Origin of the sequence: Parahaliea maris, assembly GCF_008064665.1 — a bacterium.
GTDB classification, from domain to species: Bacteria; Pseudomonadota; Gammaproteobacteria; order Pseudomonadales; family Halieaceae; genus Parahaliea; species Parahaliea maris.
The window spans coordinates 116,870-129,778 of record NZ_VRZA01000007.1 but is presented as its reverse complement, the minus strand read 5'-3'; the positions used below and the strand labels follow the sequence as shown (position 1 = coordinate 129,778).

Genomic DNA, 12,909 nt, shown 5'->3' with positions numbered 1-12,909 from the left:
AATCGGTATAAGGCGCGCGGTTCGCACGAGTTTCGCTAGCTATAATTCACAAACGTTGTGACAGCGGAAGTCGAAACGGCGGTGATCAGGCAGGGAGCACAATACCAATAAGCCCGGAGGATCCCCCATGACCCACTCCAGAAGCACTCTGTTGCTTGCGTTTTCACTCCCTTTGCTCGCAGCCAGCCCGGCAATTTCTCAAGACTCACCACTCAAAAACTTCACTGCGATCGAGGCGTACCTGTGTACCTACAACGAAGGCCAGACACGTAATGACCTCGACAAAGTAATCACCCGCTGGACCAAGTGGGCCGACAGCAATTTCAAGGTGCCTTACAGCGCCTGGGTACTGAGCCCAATCTTTATTTCATCCAATACTCCCGTGGAGGTCGTTTGGCTGGGCGCCTGGCAGAACGGAATCGACATGGGTAAAGGGCTACAGACCTGGATGGACAAAGGTGGTGACCTGAATGCCGAGTTCGACAAGGTAGTGACCTGTAGCGAACACTCCAATTCCGCATCCGTCAACCTGAGGCCACCGCCAGCCAGCTGGCCGGGCAAGTCGGGCATCGCAGTGTTCGCCAACTGCACCATGGCGGAAGGCAAGACGCCGGACGAGGGGATGGCCGTGCAGCAGAAGATCGCCCAGAGCCGGTACCCGGACGGCAGTGACGTCGGCGTGTGGGCCTTCATACCGGGGCCCGGCAACAACAACCCCGAGTGGGACTACAAACTGGTGACCAGCTATAGCGACCTGGCGGCGTTTGGCGCCTCCTGGGACGGCTACGTCAACGGCCAGGGTTGGCGCAGCACCCTGCAGATGGCACAGGGGGTGATCAGTTGCGACAGTTCCCGCGTGTACCATTCGACGACGGTGCGTAACGCGGGCATAAACCCTGCCCCGTAACCATCGCTTGTATTGGCAGGGGCGGGCAACAGCTCCCGCCCCTGACCAGCAAAAGCCGCCGGCTTCCGTGTCGATGGCCTGATGATGACGAGATGATGAACAGGCCGATCAGCCCCGCAGCTTGTCCACCAGTTCGTCTTTCAGGTGAACCCGCTTCATCTTGAGACCCTCGAGAAAATCGTCCGATGCGTTCTCAATGCCCTCTTCGATGCGGATGATCTCCTTGTCCAGCTCGGTGTACTTCTCGAGCTGGGACGCAAAATTTACATCCGACATCTTCAGGTCATGAATGCGATCCCTGAATTCGGGGAAATCATTTATCAGGCTGTGTTTCTCGATCAACATGGAAGAACCTCTTTCATCATGTAAATGGCGGGCCGGTAGAGTGGGCCAACCCTGTCTTCCATAGTAGACAATTCCTGCGCCATGCCTATTGATCCAGCTCAAGGGAAGCCAAGCCAGACCGCGCCTACAGGGTTTTGAGGTATTCGATAATTGCGAGGCGTTCCGACTCTTCCAGCTCGGGGCCGATCACGCCCATGGGTTGATCCCACCACGACTTTGTCGCGTCGTAGCGACTGGAGAATTCGTGCCCCCGATTGCTGTTGCCGGGAACCGAGGTATCGAGGATAAAACGGCCGTTGCGGCCGTACTTTGCCGGCGCCTCTTCACCACAGGCCAATTCGATGTCCTGGGCGAGGCCAAGATGAACCGGATCGAACTCGATGCCACCAAGCTCCACGAAGCAGGGCCGCTCATCGGGCGGCGACAGCAGCGCCATGACGGTCGGCACCGAACCGTTGTGCAGGAAGGGCGCGGTCGCCCAGACGCCGTTCAACGGGCGCGCCTTGTAGCCCTGGCCTGCCTGCAGGCAATTGGGCCTGCCCTCTTCGAACAGTGCCTGTTGCGCCGCGCTGTAGTAGTTCTGCAGGAACCATTCGTTGTTCACCTGCTGAACCACTGCACCCAACGCCAGGGCGAAGCTGAGATTGGGGCCGTCGCTGACCGCCACATTGACCAACTTGCCGGCCTGGCGGGAGGGCGGTGCGCTGCGGTCGTCGGGGTACCCCGGCCGATAGGGGTTTGGCGGCATCCCGGGGGCACGCGTACACACCTCGGTGCCCACACCCATTCCGCGGAAGTTGGAGAAGCCGTTACTGTTCCCCATCCCGGCGGTGTTCACCGTGCGGCTGACCAGCACCTCCCCCTGGGCGGGATCGGTACCCACCTGGGCATGGGGAATGATGTGGACGGACAGGAGTGCCTGCTCGGTTTCCCGACGCTCGTCGTTAACGTAGTACTCCACCGGGTTGAAATGTGACCAGAAGCGCTCGCTGTCGGGGGCCGGCAGGTGACAGGCCTCGCAGTGCTCGCGGTAGAGCGCCGCCCCCGTCTGTGCCAGCGCCCGGTCGACAGCGGGCAGACTCTCCGGCCAGGGAGGCGACAGCAGGCCGTTAAAACGCTGTTCGGGCAGCGGGTTTGTGCCACTGAGGGACTGCTCGATCCAGTACAGGTTGTCGACCTTGACGGAGGAGCTGAAGCGCCTCTCCTCGTGCGGCGAACGGGTATCCAGGTAGGCGCTGACGCCCATGGCCTCACCGGTATTGCGCACCAGCGGGTTCATGATGGAGCCATCGTACTGCACCCAGCTGAACCAGGATGAGGTCCAGATGTGGGGGTAGTTTACCGGCGCATTGATGGGCACGTAGTTCTCGAACTTGCCGGGGTCCAGCGCGAATACCTGGTTGCCAATGCGGTTCAGCGCATCCAGGCGGGTGAAGCCTTCAACCGTATCCACCGCGGCGGGCAGACCGGCCAGGTATTCCACCAGGGACTCGAGGTCCTTCGCCAGCTGGCTGATATTGGCATCGGTAGCAGCATCCTCTCCCAGCACGGCATCGGCAAAGCGGTAGAAGCGCCCTTTCACCAGCGGCACCTTCGAAGACAGTAGCGTCTGGCCCAATGCGGCGCCCAGGGCACTGGTCAACTGGCCCAGGTCGGTGGTCGCCGGCCCACCCTCGATGATGTATTCGGTATCGCCGTAGGTGAAATGGCTGGTATGACAGGCCGCGCAATTGAAGCCCACGGCCGTTACCTGGCCGCTGACACCGGGCAGGTTCTGTGACGGGGTCGCGGCGAAACCCACCGGCAAACCGTGGGGGTTGTGTTCGCTGCGCTCGCTGCCAATGAAGCCGAAGCGCAGCAGGTAGTCGTCATCGCTGAACTTGCCGCGCTTACCGAAGGGCAGCGTCAGCAGGTTGTCGACCGGACGCTCAAGGGCCAGCAGCCAGCTCAGGGGAATGGGCAGGGTGCGCGTACCCTGGCTGATGTGGTGGTACTTCTGCCGCAGGGGCGCGTCCCAGTTCTGCTGTGGCCAGACCCGCTGCTTGCCAGAGTAATCGACCTTCGGCAGATGGGGAGGTGTCAGCCCCTCGATGACCGCGCCAAATGACGGCCCTCTGAGCCAGGAGACCAGTGCGATAAGGGCCAACACCAGCAGTAGCCAAAGCAGCCCCTTGAACCACCGGTACAGTAAGCGCGAGTTTACCGTCGTCATGAACACTTCCTCCTGGCGGCAGCTACTGCCTCCATCCATGGCAGGACCAAGTGACTGGCACTGTTGGTGCCGCTTCCTTCAGTATGTTGATCAGCCGGGTGATCTCAAGTTGATTCTGCCGTTATCTCCAGTTTTCCCGCCCCTCACTCTGTACCAGCGAGTCCAGCGGCAGTTCCCGCGCCAGTTCCTCGACAATATGCTCACCCAGGGCCCGATAGGCCTCGAACTGGGCTTCATTAAAGAACTGGTCCGCCGTGGACTCATGGGGGAATGCCGGTTGCAACTCCCGATAAGCCCGCACAGTGGCCGGCTCATCCCCGGTGTAGGACAGTTTGATGTACAGCAACTGGCCCGTCTCGCCGTCACCATAATGGATGGTGCCCAGGGCCCAGTGACGACGACTTACACGCCCGTCCTGCAGGCGCAGGGCATCCAGTTGATTCTCCCCCTCGCGATTGAAATCCACTTCCACGCCGAGGTCGATACGGGCAAAGCGGAGCAGGGTTACCAGGCCGTCAAAGCGCAGTTCGGCGTCCTGCTCCCCATCGATGGCGACGATCAGGCGGCAGCGGCGACGCAACAACTCGTAGATGGCCAGGTTCTCGATATGCCCGCCGTCGGACACATTCACGTGGGAGTGCCTGGCATCCAGCAGGCCCAGCGCCTCGCGCCACATCAGCGACGGCCGGGCGCAGCCGGTACGCAAGTGCTGCATGAGGTGGCGCCGGGCTACCCGCCGGGGATTGGGCAGCCAGTAGCCCAGCCTGATATTCAGCAGTGTGAGCACAAAGCTCAGCGACCGTTTGGTCTGGCGGCCGGCATTGGGCGCCGCAGCTGCGCCCGAGATGGCAACAGCGGTGCCCAGGTCGAGGTGAGGGTCCGCTTTCTCCAGGGAGGGCGTGGCGACATAACCCGTCAGGCGACTGCCGCAATAGCGCTTGCTGAACAGGAAGAAGTCAGACTCCCGGCCACGCAAGCCCGGATCCCGGTCTGCCTGCAGGTTGAGTGCGGCGTTTATCAGGTGGTAGGGCGCACTGGTGTGCTCGGCATTCAGGCTCGACAGGGTCAGGCCATCCCGGGCAACCAACTCGTCCTCCTCCCCCAGGCCGACCAGAAACGCGCGACTGAGGCGGTCGCGGTAGAAACGGTGAGGGCCAATGATATTGATATCCAGGAAAAACCGATTGAACAGCAGCACCACGAGAAACAACAGCACAAACCACAGGTTCTCCTCATCCGCCCAGGGCATGGCAGCCCCGTTGGATATCCGCAGATGGTCGGGTGAAACCCGTTTCAGGTAATGGCAATAGAGTCCATCCGCAGCATTGAAGCCGCCCGCTGAATCCGAGGGCGGACAGGGGTTGGTCGTGCCGGCACTATTGGTCAGTACCCACACCCGCTGGTCCTGCTGCCACGAGGCTGGCTGCTCGAGACAATTCCCGGAGGAGGCACAGAACACCCGGGCATCGTCGGTGAGCACCAGCCCCCGCCCGCGCAATTCAGTGACCAGTTGGCCGAAGTCATCCGGCGGTGTTTCTGCCGCAAACAATCCTGTGACTGCGGCGACCAGCCCGCCTTGCCGCTGGCGCTGGTCCACCTGCGCACCCTCCACCAGGCAGGGTTGCTCACAGCCCAGGGCCCGATTGAGCACTGTGCTCGAGCCCGCTGGCAGATATGGCGACTCAATCTGCCAGAGACACAGCGTCAGGTAGGCCGCGAACAGCAGCACCGGACCAATGACGGCAATGAGCCCGACAAAGATCCGCCCTACCCAGGGCGCAAAGCGGGTCGACGCCCGACCCAGCAGGCTGAGCAGAAGCAACAGCACAAAGACCAGTGCCCCCAGGTGCCAGAGGCGAAGACCATCGGAACCATCGAGAAAACCCGCCACCTGGCTGGCATTGTGCTCAATGGCCAGGCGGGTCAGGTTCAACAGTGGAATCAACAGCAGGCTGAGCACCGCAACGATCAACGGTACCGCCAACCAGCGCTCCAGGCGGTCACGCCAGGTCCAGTTCAGGCGCCGTCGCAAAATCCGCTGGGCGACGGGAAATGCGATCGTCAGTAACGCAAACGCCACCAGCAGTGGCATGACAACCCGGGGTAGCCAGTTGGTATCCGGCCCCAGCAGGTAAACCGCCTGGGTGACGATGACCGCTCCCAGAATGTAGGGCAGGAAAACACACAGGTTGAGCAGCATTCCGCGCAGCAGTAACACCGGAATCCGCAGGGTGTTGAGCAGGCCACCCGGGTCGAGGTAATTACTGCAATTGCGAACGTGGGTTAACGCCGCCGGTTCACTGCAGCCACGGGTGTAGCGCAGGGGAAAATCGCTGGCATCCACGCCGGCTTTCGGGTTGGTCAGCAGGCTGCTGATGCAGGCTCCCAGATACCCTCCGCCCGAGACCGTGGACAGGTAATCCACATGCCGCAGCAATCCGTGCCGTGCCAAACCCTGCACCGCACCCAGGGCGAAGGTCGCCGAACGAATACCGCCCCCGGAAATCGCCAGACCGACCAGTTCATTGTCGACGGAGGGAGCTTGCGGCTGTGGCAGGGGCCGCGGGTCCACCTGCTCCCGACGCCGTGCCACTTCTACCAGCTCCTCGGGAAAGACAACCTCCCTGAACTCCCCCTGACCAGGACCTTCCATAGCCTACCCCCTTTTTCTTTATCGTTATCCGGACTGGCGGTGACCGTAACCGATCAACGCAGCCCGCGCTCATCCAGCCCACCACCGGCAGCTGAACCAAGCTTATCTATACTACGGATAGATATACCAACAATTCGTCGAGATATGAGACGTTTTATCTACCAGCTGATAATGACATGGCTGCTCGCGTTATCGTCGCAGGCCGTCGGGCAGGCGCCGCCCGGTGCTGTCTGGCAGGTGAGCATTACCGGCGCCATCGGCCCCGCTACCGCAGATCACATGATTCGCAGCCTGGCGACAGCCAACACAGCCGGTGCGAGCCTGGTACTGTTGCAAATCGATACCCCCGGGGGCCTGGATACCGCCATGCGCGACATGATCAAGGCCGTCCTCGCATCGCCCATACCGGTCATCGGGTATGTGGCTCCCAGCGGGTCGCGCGCCGCCAGTGCCGGCACCTATATTCTTTACGCCACGCATATAGCCGCCATGGCACCGGGCACCAACCTGGGCGCGGCGACACCGGTGCAGATAGGTTCTCCCGGTGTGCCGTCCCTGCCCCGGGGAGATGCCCCGGAGGAGTCTCCTGACGGAGACGCAGCCCCCGGGCCGGAGGCTCACCAGCCCGGCACCGCAATGGAACACAAGATCATCAATGACGCCGTGGCCTACTTGCGCGGGTTGGCGGAATTGCGTGGCCGCAATGCCGAGTGGGCCGAACGGGCGGTGCGCGAAGGCGCCAGCCTGACGGCCTCCGCCGCGCTGGAACAGGGCGTCATCGATCTGGTCAGCACCTCGAGAGAGGAACTGCTGGCGACAGTCCACGGCCGTACAGTCCAACTGGGAGACCACAGCGCGACGCTGGACACCGAAACTGCCACCGTTTATGAACACCCGATGGACTGGCGCAGTGAATTCCTCGCCGTCATTACCAACCCGAACATCGCCTACCTGCTGATGCTGGCCGGCATCTACGGCCTGCTGATCGAGTTCTACAACCCGGGCGTCGGACTGCCGGGCGTGGTCGGGGCCGTCAGTCTGTTGCTGGCCATGTACGCGTTCCAGGTGCTTCCTATCAGCTATGCCGGGCTCGGCCTGATTCTGCTGGGGATAGCGCTCATGGCGGCGGAGGCCTTTGCGCCCAGCTTTGGCATCCTGGGACTGGGCGGCATTGTCGCCTTTGTATTCGGGTCCATCATGCTGATGGACACGCAATTGCCCGCTTACCAGATCGCCATGCCCATGATCGTAGCCATCACAGTATTCAGCGCCGCCCTGTTGATCTTTGCCCTCGGCATGCTGGCCAGGAGCCGGCGGCGGGCCCTGGTCAGCGGGGCTGAACACCTGCTCGGCCAGCGCGCGGTCGTCCAACGCTGCCAGGGTGACGAGGTCTATGTGTGGCTCGAGGGCGAACTCTGGCAGGCCAACTGCAACAGTGCGCTGGCCGTCGAAGATGAAGTGGAAGTCACGGCCTTGCACGGCCTGACTCTGGAGGTCCGCAAACTCGAAGGGAGTGCGTCAGATGATTGAGTTCGAATACTTTGGAGCCATGCTCCTGTTCATGCTGATCGGCCTGGTGATCTCGATGTTCCGGGTACTGCGGGAATACGAACGCGGGGTGATTTTCATGCTCGGGCGCTTTTATCGGGTCAAGGGTCCCGGCCTGATCATCGTGATCCCCATATTGCAGCAAATGGTACGGGTTGATCTTCGAACCGTTGTCATGGATGTACCCACCCAGGACGTTATCTCCCGGGATAACGTGTCGGTACAGGTCAACGCGGTCATCTACTTCCGGGTGATGGACCCGGAACGGGCCATCATCCAGGTAGAAAATTACCTGGAGGCCACCAGCCAGCTTTCCCAGACCACGCTGAGGTCGGTACTCGGGCAACACGAACTGGACGACATGCTGGCGGAGCGGGACACCCTGAATAACGACATCCAGCATATTCTCGACAAGCAGACCGAAGCGTGGGGTATCAAGGTGGCGAACGTCGAGATCAAACACGTGGACCTCAACGAGACCATGGTCCGGGCCATCGCCAAGCAGGCCGAGGCAGAGCGGGAGCGTCGGGCCAAGGTCATTCACGCCATTGGCGAATCCGAGGCGGCGGAAAAACTGGCCAGTGCAGCGCAAATGCTGTCCACCCAGGAGCAGGCGATACAGTTGCGCTATTTACAGACCCTGGTGGAAATTGCCGGCGACAAGAGCTCCACGATCGTGTTCCCGCTGCCGGTTGACCTGTTGCAGAAGTTGCGCAGCGAGTAGCCGCGAGCAATGTCAGTCCCAGAACACCTCTGCCCGCTGTAAATTTCGCCATACCGGCTGGGCGGGCCGGATAGCCGCCTGGGCTTGCGCTTCCGACCAGGCCCTGATCGCCAGCACGACGGCGGCGGGCACCCGGCTCGGCGTCAGGCTCGCCAGAAGCTGGCGGGCCACCACCGCGTCGTTGGCGATACCGAGCGCGTCCTGGAGTTTTTCCAACAGGTCCAGGTAGCGGGTAACGGTCACTCCCTGCCACAATCCCGCAAAAAATTCGGTCGCGTAGCGCGCCTTCTTGCCCACCTTGCGCAGGGTGTGGCGTTCCTCCTCGCTCATCCGTGACAATGGGCGCGCGTCCTCGAGCAGGTCACGCCGGGTCTTGTTCAGCACACTGCGGGCGAAGGGAACCAGACGCTTGCGGTACAGCGCAGGGTGATCCCGTTCCAGCGCCAGCACCCAGCGCTGGAACTCCAGGATCAGCCGTGTGTAGCGCTTGCTGCACAGCAACTCGGCGGCATCACCCGCCTGACGCCTCGCTTCCTGCCGGGCGACTCGCTGCAGTTTTTGCCAGTCAGTAGCGGGCAGTGACGAGCTGGCCACGATCGACGGCAGGGTCTCTTCGCAGAACACGTGCCAATCCCGGGCGGGAGACAAACGCGCCTGGAACCAGCGAAATTCGCCATTGAAGGCCTTGCACTTGTCGTAGGGCAGCACGCGCTTGAACGCGCGCAGGGCGGCGCGAATACGGCGGATCGCCACCCGACTCTGGTGCACTCCCCCTGGCTGGCCCTGCAGCGTCGGCTGGTGATTACTCTGCAAATGCTCCAACGCTTCACCGACAATGCGCTGGAACGACTGCCCAACACTCATCTGCGCATCGAGATGCACTTCGCTGGCTTTCCGGTGCACCGGGCGCAGTGCAGGTCGCCCCAGGGCAAATCCCCGTTGCGCCTTGCTCAGGTAGAGCGGTGCAAAGTCGATATCGGCCGACAGGTCGATAATAAAGTCCAGCATGACCAGCGGGTCGCCGTGTAGCAGTTCGAACTCCGCCTCGCACAGGGTCTGGGACCGTTGGCCGGCACCTCGACTGACAATACGGCCGGTGTCCAGCGCCAGTTCAAACTCGGTGTCACCCGTGCGGACTACCTTGGCCCAGCGCTGGATTTCGGTGGTGAAGAGTCGCTGCAGGTTGATATCCCGGTGGGAGCCACACACTCTCTGCCGCAATGCAGTGTCGAAGCGCGACAGGTCCAACCCGGGTTTATCCAGCGGCACAGTCCACTCCTCGCAGTTCTGCATACCCAGGGGGCCATCCCCGGGAAGCTTGACGGTCTGCTCGTGCTTTCCAGAAAAGGTCCTCACGCGCAGTGCGGCGCCCCGCTTGCGCAGGCGATGATGGCGGGTATCGTAGTAGTCGCTGGTAAGTTGCCGTGTTTTGGCCCGACCGGTGGCATGCCGGCGCACCAGCGGGTGCTTCATCAGCTTTCGAGCCTGGGCGGGCGCCAGCGAGAACTTTATTTCGGTCTCGATGGGGACGTTGTCAGCGGAGGTGGTCATCGGGTTTCAACTTTAGCGTCCGCCATCTGAAATAGCCATTCCCGGCACCGGCGCTAACGTCGTCCGAGGTCGCTCTACGCATGGGGCCGACCCACGACTCCCGGCAGCACGAGCGCCTGTCGTCGCAGGCATGTTTAAATGGCTTGCAGGGGCGCTCACCCCGAAGGCACGAAAATTGCGTTCAGGCAGGTTTACGGCCACCTGGCCCGAAACGCACTACCCTTCAGTTCCCTACAGATGGACTCAAGCCAATGAGACGCAGGCAATTTCTGACCACGGCGGCCGGGCTCGGCGTTACCGCCCTCACCGGCTGCGCCGGCTCACCCGCCACGGGTAACCGGGACTACCCCGGCACCACCGGTGACGCGCTGGTGCAGCCAATCGGGGCCCCCATGCGCCCGATTCACTCGTCGATGGACCGCGTTACCCGCACCATCGTTGGCCTGCGCCCCTTCCGCAAACCGGGCCCCCGCCTGGAGGCTGTCCGGGTCGGGCTAAAAGACGTGGTACACAACTATGGCCACGGCGGGGGTGGGGTGTCCCTGTCCTGGGGAGTTGCCGAACTGGCCGCCACCCTGGCCAAAGGCTTTGGTCGCCAGGAGGTTGCCGTGCTGGGCTCCGGAGCCATTGGCCTGTCCACTGCCATTCAGCTACAGCGCAGTGGCGCCAGTGTCACCATTTACGCCCGCGACTTCCCGCCCTATACCACCTCCAACGTCGCCGGCGCCATGTGGCACCCGGTAACGCTGTTCGAGAGGGAGGAGGTCAGTCCGGCCACCCTCAACATGCTCGACCGTGCCTCCCGCATCGCCTTCCAGCGGTTTATTCGCTATGCCAATGACCCCACTTACGGGGTTTACTGGATTCGCCAGTACTCCTTCAGCAACCGGCCGCTGGACACGACCTACCCCTATGTCGGCGGTGACGACCTCTACCCGGGCCTGGTCCGCAATCGACCCGGTGGCCCCTTCGGCTTCGCTTACCACGACGCCTACTACACGCTGATGATCGATCCGGACATTTACCTGAGAGCCCTGGTCAGGGACTTCACGAGTGCCGGGGGCAAGATGGTGGAGTCCACCTTCGACAGTGAATCTGACCTGGACCGACTTCCGCAAACCACCGTCGTCAACTGCCTTGGACTGGGCGCCGGCAAGGTGTTCGGGGACGAAAGCATCATCCCCGCCCGCGGCCAGCTCAGCTTCCTGCTGCCCCAGAACGACATCGATTACGGCTATGCCGGCGGTGCGCCTGGGCATGGCCTGCTCTATGCGTTCCCGCGTAAAACCGGGATTCTGCTGGGCGGCTCGGTGGACAAGGGGGACTGGGATCTCGCACCCCGGGAGGACGAGATCCGGCGTATGGTCGAGGGCCACGCCTGGCTGGCAGCGCGTATCGCCTGATGAAGGGTCAGCGATGTGCTGGCCCCAATCCCCGGCGGCAACCAGGGGCACTCTCTTTGCGCCATTTCGCCGCCCGAAGCACCAAACGGGTGCGCCAGACACCTGAATCAACACTCTCCATACTGACCGCGGCTCACCGGAAAGCAGAGCCCGTTATCAGCGACATAACCTAAGCTGTTAATTTATAAAAGATTGCGCTGACTATCATTTGATAGTGAATTCGGGGCACGGCCAAATGGCTCATTTTTTGCTCAATTGCCTCTTGCCTCATCGGCAGCGTTAGCGCCAGGAAGGTGCAACTTTCTCTCAGTATTGGCATTCTCGAGGACCACGCAATGGCTTATAAATCCGTACTGCAGTTTCTGGAAGCAAGTTCAACGGACGAAACACTTAAAAACGAACTGGCGGACCTGATGGGCGTCGGGGACGGTGATATCAGCGACCCTCAGCACCTTGACCAGGCGGAATCGCAGGCGATCAAAGGACAGAAAGGCGTGCTGGTGACCGACCTGGCCCAGAAGCGCGGCTATGACTTTACCCTGGCGGAGTTGACCGCGGTTGTCAGCGTATTCCAGCAATACCTCGAGGGCTCCATCTCGGCGGAGGTGTTCGAGGAAACCACCGGCATCAGCCCCTCGAAGGGAGAGACACCCGAGTCCGAAGGGTCTATGGGCAACACCGTACAAATGGTCTACCTGGGGGTGAAGTACACCGTTGATGCACCCAAACACGAGCCGCTCGCGGTACTGGCCTTCATGAAAAAAACCCACGAGGACGCGGCGCTGAAAGAGGGCTTGCAAAAGATCCTCGCGGTCGGCGACGGTGACATCAGTGACGTCAGTGAACTCGATGAAGAGGAAGCCCGCTCCCTGACCAGTGAACGGGGTGCCCTGGTGACCGAATTTGCCAACCAGAACGGTTTCGCTTTCACCCTGGCGGAACTGCTCGCCGTGACCAACGCCTTCCAGCGGGTCCAGGCGGGCGAACTGACCGAGGCCGACTTCGACCACTTCCTGGAGGCGGATGCACAATCCAAAGGCTACTTCCCCTATATCGAGAACGTCGCGTCGATGACCTTCAAAGGTGTGAAGTATGCAGCGCCGGTCACGGCAAAAATCAACGACAACACCCTGTCCGTGGTGCGGTTTCTCGAGCGCACAGGCAGTGATGATGCGCTCAGTGCCAAGATGAAAGAGATCGTCGGTGGCGACGGCAACATCAGTGGACCCGCGGAACTCGACGCCGACGAAGCTGCCGCCCTGAGCGGTGAGCGCAGCCAGCAGATCATCGAGCTCGGTGCCGAATATGGCTACCGGTTTTCAGCGCAGGACCTGAGCACCGTGATCGGCGCCTTCCAGCTGGTCAATGCCGGTGAACTGTCGCCTGAAAGCTGCTCGCGGATTCTCAGCCTGGGCAAGTCGGCAGGCCAGGTGGAAAAAGCCAAGAAGACAGCCGGACTGGTGTACCGGGGCGTCGCTTACTGACACCGGCATCCCACCCTTCGCCTCACGCTGCAGGATGGCAGCGGTGAGGCGAAGCCCCGCCAACATGGCATAAGCGACGGGC

The 12,909-nt window shown here is 61.7% G+C and carries 9 protein-coding genes; 5 read left to right on the top strand and 4 right to left on the bottom strand.

All coding sequences use genetic code 11. The features are described from left to right. The first annotated feature begins 127 nt into the window (after positions 1–127). Complete coding sequence (locus FV139_RS17445) at positions 128–907, top strand: hypothetical protein (RefSeq protein WP_148069763.1); 780 nt, start codon at positions 128–130, stop codon at positions 905–907. A 108-nt stretch (positions 908–1,015) separates the two neighbouring features. Here the strand turns inward: FV139_RS17445 and FV139_RS17440 are convergent, their stop codons facing one another. The 3 genes from FV139_RS17440 to FV139_RS17430 all read right to left on the bottom strand — a co-directional run bounded on the left by FV139_RS17440 (position 1,016) and on the right by FV139_RS17430 (position 6,117). Further along, positions 1,016–1,252: a YdcH family protein gene (locus tag FV139_RS17440; RefSeq protein WP_148069762.1), complete on the bottom strand. Its 237-nt coding sequence runs from the start codon at positions 1,250–1,252 to the stop codon at positions 1,016–1,018. A 124-nt stretch (positions 1,253–1,376) separates the two neighbouring features. Further along, positions 1,377–3,464 (bottom strand): di-heme-cytochrome C peroxidase, encoded by a 2,088-nt coding sequence (locus FV139_RS17435; RefSeq protein WP_148069761.1) that lies wholly within the window; start codon positions 3,462–3,464, stop codon positions 1,377–1,379. Between the two features lie 121 nt (positions 3,465–3,585). Further along, positions 3,586–6,117, bottom strand: coding sequence for a patatin-like phospholipase family protein (locus FV139_RS17430; RefSeq protein ID WP_148069760.1), 2,532 nt, complete (start codon positions 6,115–6,117; stop codon positions 3,586–3,588). Between the two features lie 171 nt (positions 6,118–6,288). Here FV139_RS17430 and FV139_RS17425 point away from each other — a divergent pair, with 171 nt between their 5' ends. Then, entirely contained in the window at positions 6,289–7,647 is a 1,359-nt protein-coding gene (locus FV139_RS17425; protein ID WP_213004150.1) for an NfeD family protein, read from the top strand. Next, the gene (locus tag FV139_RS17420) at positions 7,640–8,389 is read left to right on the top strand and encodes a slipin family protein (protein WP_187276612.1); all 750 of its coding nucleotides are present in this window, start codon (positions 7,640–7,642) and stop codon (positions 8,387–8,389) included. Before FV139_RS17425 ends, FV139_RS17420 begins: the two co-directional genes overlap by 8 nt. 12 nt (positions 8,390–8,401) lie before the next feature. On the opposite strand, the gene FV139_RS17415 is transcribed toward FV139_RS17420, so the two are convergent. Further along, positions 8,402–9,940: a CYTH and CHAD domain-containing protein gene (locus tag FV139_RS17415; RefSeq protein WP_148069758.1), complete on the bottom strand. Its 1,539-nt coding sequence runs from the start codon at positions 9,938–9,940 to the stop codon at positions 8,402–8,404. A 251-nt stretch (positions 9,941–10,191) separates the two neighbouring features. On the opposite strand from FV139_RS17415, the gene FV139_RS17410 reads away from it, so the two are divergent. Together FV139_RS17410 and FV139_RS17405 are read left to right on the top strand one after the other, a co-directional pair. Beyond that, a complete protein-coding gene (locus FV139_RS17410) occupies positions 10,192–11,343 on the top strand; it encodes an FAD-dependent oxidoreductase (RefSeq protein WP_187276611.1) in 1,152 nt (383 codons plus the stop codon). Positions 11,344–11,678: 335 nt separating this feature from the next. After that, positions 11,679–12,827: a hypothetical protein gene (locus FV139_RS17405; RefSeq protein WP_148069756.1), complete on the top strand. Its 1,149-nt coding sequence runs from the start codon at positions 11,679–11,681 to the stop codon at positions 12,825–12,827. The last annotated feature ends 82 nt before the right edge of the window (positions 12,828–12,909 follow it).

What these genes read in the sequence shown, in the direction of transcription:
- FV139_RS17445 (WP_148069763.1), top strand. Translation starts at nt 128, where the DNA reads ATGACCCACTCCAGAAGCACTCTGTTGCTTGCGTTTTCACTCCCTTTG.
- FV139_RS17430 (WP_148069760.1), bottom strand. Translation starts at nt 6,117, where the DNA reads ATGGAAGGTCCTGGTCAGGGGGAGTTCAGGGAGGTTGTCTTTCCCGAG.
- FV139_RS17410 (WP_187276611.1), top strand. Translation starts at nt 10,192, where the DNA reads ATGAGACGCAGGCAATTTCTGACCACGGCGGCCGGGCTCGGCGTTACC.
- FV139_RS17435 (WP_148069761.1), bottom strand. Translation starts at nt 3,464, where the DNA reads ATGACGACGGTAAACTCGCGCTTACTGTACCGGTGGTTCAAGGGGCTG.
- FV139_RS17425 (WP_213004150.1), top strand. Translation starts at nt 6,289, where the DNA reads ATGACATGGCTGCTCGCGTTATCGTCGCAGGCCGTCGGGCAGGCGCCG.
- FV139_RS17440 (WP_148069762.1), bottom strand. Translation starts at nt 1,252, where the DNA reads ATGTTGATCGAGAAACACAGCCTGATAAATGATTTCCCCGAATTCAGG.
- FV139_RS17405 (WP_148069756.1), top strand. Translation starts at nt 11,679, where the DNA reads ATGGCTTATAAATCCGTACTGCAGTTTCTGGAAGCAAGTTCAACGGAC.
- FV139_RS17415 (WP_148069758.1), bottom strand. Translation starts at nt 9,940, where the DNA reads ATGACCACCTCCGCTGACAACGTCCCCATCGAGACCGAAATAAAGTTC.
- FV139_RS17420 (WP_187276612.1), top strand. Translation starts at nt 7,640, where the DNA reads ATGATTGAGTTCGAATACTTTGGAGCCATGCTCCTGTTCATGCTGATC.